This is a genomic window from Methanospirillum sp. (genome assembly GCF_035560735.1).
Lineage (GTDB): Archaea > Halobacteriota > Methanomicrobia > Methanomicrobiales > Methanospirillaceae > Methanospirillum.
The window spans coordinates 1-4517 of record NZ_DATMYY010000350.1 but is presented as its reverse complement, the minus strand read 5'-3'; the positions used below and the strand labels follow the sequence as shown (position 1 = coordinate 4517).

Annotated in this window: 4 protein-coding genes; all 4 read left to right on the top strand. The window is 47.5% G+C overall.

From position 1 onward, the window contains the following. The first annotated feature begins 113 nt into the window (after positions 1-113). Positions 114-2003 (top strand): acetate--CoA ligase, encoded by a 1890-nt coding sequence (gene acs / locus VN429_RS10380; RefSeq protein WP_325632986.1) that lies wholly within the window; start codon positions 114-116, stop codon positions 2001-2003. 13 nt (positions 2004-2016) lie between these two features. Beyond that, positions 2017-2775 (top strand): universal stress protein, encoded by a 759-nt coding sequence (locus tag VN429_RS10375; protein WP_325632984.1) that lies wholly within the window; start codon positions 2017-2019, stop codon positions 2773-2775. Positions 2776-2787: 12 nt separating this feature from the next. Next, entirely contained in the window at positions 2788-4296 is a 1509-nt protein-coding gene (locus VN429_RS10370) for a solute symporter family protein (RefSeq protein ID WP_325632982.1), read from the top strand. Positions 4297-4395: 99 nt separating this feature from the next. Further along, a partial coding sequence (locus VN429_RS10365) for a DUF2196 domain-containing protein (protein WP_325632988.1) occupies positions 4396-4517 on the top strand: 122 nt, incomplete at its 3' end.

Here is a 4517-nt window from a genome sequence, read left to right as displayed (position 1 = left end):
GATGCTCTGCACACCTCAAAGGTGGAATGGCGTCACCTTGTCCTTTGATTGTATCTGGCTTTGGTCAGAACAACGGAGGCATTCTTCATGATTAATCATGAGGGAGGTAAATCATGGCTGAAGACTTTGAAGTAAAACTTGAGAAGAAGGCATATATTCCTGACCCAAATTATCAGGCAAACTCTGCGCTGGGTGACTATAAGGCGGCATATTCCAAATTTAGATCAGACCCTGATGGCTTTTGGGATGAAAAAGCTCGTGAACTGAAATGGATGCGCCCGTGGACTACTGTCAGGGAATGGGATCACCCATATGCCCGCTGGTTTACTGGTGCCACACTTAACATAACAGAAAATTGCCTGGATAGGCATGTCAACAACGGACGACGAAACAAACTCGCCATCATCTGGAGAGGTGAAGATGGAAAAGAAGAGGTTCTGTCATACAGGCAACTCTATCGTTCGGTTATGAAATTTGCAAACGCACTGAAAAGTTTGGGAGTTCAGAAAGGCGATCGCGTATGCTTCTACATGCCCTTCGTCCCTGAACACGTTGTGGCAATACTGGCATGTGCAAGGATCGGTGCTGTCCATTCTATTGTGTATGCAGGGTTCGGAGCTGAAGCACTTCATTCCAGAATACGTGATGCAAATGCAAAGATCGTAATAACAGCAGATGTAGGCAAACGCAGGGGAAAGACTGTTCCTCTAAAGAGTATTGTTGACGATGCTGTTCGCAATGCACCAAGTGTTGAGAAAGTCATCGTACTCAGCAGGGAGAAGTTTCCGCTTGAGCTGTACTCTGAGCTTGAGGTTGATTTCTATGGGATTCAGGAAGGGATGTCTGATAAGTGTCCTGCTGAAGAGATGGATTCAGAAGATCCTCTCTTTATCCTCTATACCAGTGGTACAACTGGAATGGCAAAAGGAATCGTCCACACCTGTGGTGGATACATGGTAGGGACCCATTACACCTGTAAATACATCTTTGACATTAAGGAGAACGATGTTTACTGGTGCTCTGCCGATCCAGGCTGGATCACAGGTCATAGTTACATTGTATATGGTCCGTTATCAGTCGGGGCAACAGTGGTTATCACTGAAACTACACCCGATTACCCTGATTACGGAGTCTGGTGGAGCATCATCGAAGAATTTGGTGTCTCAATCTTCTACACTGCTCCCACTGCAATCAGGATGTTTATGCGGGTTGGTGAGGAATGGCCTAACAAATATGATTTGAGTTCGCTCAGGATCATCGGTTCGGTTGGTGAGCCCCTCAATCCTGAAGCCTTCGAGTGGTATTACCGGGTTATAGGAAAGAATCGGTGTCCGGTTCTGGATACCTGGTGGCAAACCGAGACTGGCATGCATATGATCACAACACCTCTAGGAATGCCTATGAAACCAGGTTTTGCTGGTGTGCCTATCCCCGGAGTTGTTGCTGATGTTGTTGATATGGACGGGAACCCGGTGCCTGCAGGCCAGGGTGGTCTGCTGGTAATCAAGGAACCCTGGCCATCAATGATGAGAACCGTGTACAACAATGATGAGCGGTACAGGAAGTACTGGACCCAGATCAAGGATTATTACACTGTCGGTGACCTCGCTGTCAAGGATGAGGATGGATATATCATGATCCTGGGGAGGTCTGATGACATCATCATTGTTGCAGGTCACAATCTTGGTACCGCTGAAGTGGAATCCGCTCTGGTTGAGCACGAATCTGTCGCAGAGGCTGCAGTAATTGGAGTCCCGGATGAGATCAAAGGTCAGGCAGTCAAAGCATTCGTGACACTGGTGCAGGGATACCAACCAAGTCAGAAGTTGGTATCTGAACTGATATATCATGTGAGAATGAGCATCGGCCCGATAGCAATGCCAAATGCCATAGAATTCATGGATAAATTGCCGAAAACCAGGAGTGGAAAGATCATGCGACGACTTCTCAAGGCAAAAGAGATGGGCATAGACCCCGGGGATATCTCAACACTGGAAGAATAGAGGGGCAGATTCCATGACTGAAAAAGAATTGCATGGACCGGAAAAATCAAAATCTGGTCCAATAGTTCTCGCAACTGATGGTTCAGCTTCAGCACTAGCAGCAACGATCAGGGCAATAAATCATGCAAAGCGGGAAGGAAAGATGGTGCATGTTATCACAGTCTCCGGTCCTTCCCCCCTTGTTGGGGTTGAAAAGATGGCCGAAGATTATGCGGTTGGCAGAACCTGCAAGGTTGATGGGGTCTGGTTTGCTGAAAATTACGCTGGTGAGCTGGATGTTCAGATAATTGTTGTCAGGAGGGATGGTCCGATAGCCGGGGTCATCGTCGGGTATGCTACTGAGGTTGGAACTGATCTTATCGCGATGGGGAGTTCAAATCTCCGCGGCATAGCAGGGTTCATGCTTGGTGATGTATCTGAGGCTGTACTACGGTTATCTGGATGTACTGTCTGGGCAGTCAAACCCACGCGAGAGGAGATGGAGAGAGTTGTTCAGAAGGTAAAAAATTATATAAAACCTATCAAACCGGAAAAATCAGTTGATCTGATACCCGATAAGAAACTTTGGAAGATTGGGATGATCATGTTCACTCTCTATGTGGTTGCTTATGCCGTCTTTACAGTTGTTGGAACCTTTATGAGAGATATTCTTGCAATGAGGGTATTTGGCCTCAATCTTGCGATTTTATCTGGAATGGGAATCATCATCGCTGCAATTGTAATTGCACTAGCATACAATTGGTATGCCGGGACCAGGGCAGTTCTGGCTTAGAGGAGGGAGATAATGGATTATAGTTTCAAACCCCTGGCATTCACAATATTTGTGCTCATCACTCTGTCCACCCTTGCTCTCTCATTCTATGCAGCGAGGCGGGTTAGGACCGCAAGCCACTTTTATACCGCAGGAGGCGGCGTGAAGTGGTTTGTCAATGGAATTGCATTTGCTGGAGATTACCTCTCGGCAGCCTCGTTCCTGGGTATCGCAGGCATGATCGCCTTCTCTGGATTTGATGGGTTTATGTACTCGATCGGATTTTTAGCTGGGTGGATTGTTGCCCTGCTGATCATCGCGGAACCACTTCGCAAGATCGGGAAGTTCACCTTCGGTGATGCCCTGGCCTGGAGGTTTGCCAGTAAGAAGATACGACTTTGTGCTGCTCTTTCGGCATTGGTAGTCAGTATCTTTTACCTGATTCCCCAGATGGTGGGAGCTGGTTCAATAATTCAGCCGCTCATCGGTCTTCCATATGAGGCCGGAGTTATCATCGTCGGTGCGGTAGTGATCCTGATCGTTGCAACAGCAGGGATGGTCTCAACAACCTATGTGCAGTTCATCAAGGGATTTCTCCTGCTGATTGCAGCCGGAGCTCTGACAGTTGGTGTACTTGCCGTAGCAGGAATGGGGCCATTAGAGTTTATCTCAACAGTCTTGAACAGTCCGGCGATCACGGTACCGGCAAGCAATGGAACAGTTACAGGTGATGTATTCATGACCCCGGGAATGAAGTTTAAAAATCCGCTCGACTTCGCCTCCCTAGCTCTTGGGCTGATCCTTGGGACTGCTGCACTGCCGCATATCCTGATCAGGTATTTCACTGTTCCAACCCCGGCAGATGCACGGAAATCTACCGTAGTGGCCATTATTGCGATTGGGATATTCTATGTCCTGACATTGTTCCTGGGGCTTGGTGCTAACTACTTCATGACGGTGGATCCCAAGAACTCAAACATCTCTGCTCCGCTTCTGGCAGAGTTCATTGGAGGTGAATGGTTCTTTGCAATCATCGCATCAATTGCGTTTGCAACCATCCTGGGGACCGTATCTGGATTGATCATCGCGGCTGCAGGTGCAATTGCCCACGATATCTATACTGAAGTGATGGGAAGGAGATCTGATGAGAAGAAAGCACTCCGGATATCCAAACTTACTGCTGTGACAGTTGGGGTGATTGCCATCATCCTGGGCATTATTTCCAAAGGACAGAATGTTGCCTTCCTTGTGGGGCTGGCCTTTGCCATAGCAGCATCAGCAAATATCCCTGCTCTGATATGCACGCTTTTCTGGAAGCGGAGCACCGAGCGGGGGATCATAGCCGGGATCCTGACTGGTTTAATACTCTCGGTCAGTTTAATCCTGATTAGTCCGACAGTAATGGGAAAAGCCGCATTGTTTCCGCTTGAAAATCCCGGAATTATATCTATTCCCCTGGGTTTCCTGGTTACGATTCTGGTATCACTGGCAGGGAAAGAGAAGGAGAGGCCAACCGGGAAAGAGAACCCGGTTTCAATGTAATTTTTTCCTAGATATTTATCTGGTTGTTTCTGCAATGTGTAACAATATCTTCGGTAAAATTATGATTCAAACCGGATTTATTGGATAAACCTGATATATATGCCTGAAATAAGTGATGGGAAGAGCCGTGGTTCGATCCACTCCGGTCTCTGTGTTGATATTATTCAAAAACAGGATCAGCGATCAGGAAAGAAGACTCGTGGGGTGGTGAGTGAGATTCT

Bases quoted from the DNA above. Each gene is read 5' to 3' on its own strand.
- acs (WP_325632986.1), top strand. From the start codon at position 114: ATGGCTGAAGACTTTGAAGTAAAACTTGAGAAGAAGGCATATATTCCT.
- VN429_RS10375 (WP_325632984.1), top strand. From the start codon at position 2,017: ATGACTGAAAAAGAATTGCATGGACCGGAAAAATCAAAATCTGGTCCA.
- VN429_RS10370 (WP_325632982.1), top strand. From the start codon at position 2,788: ATGGATTATAGTTTCAAACCCCTGGCATTCACAATATTTGTGCTCATC.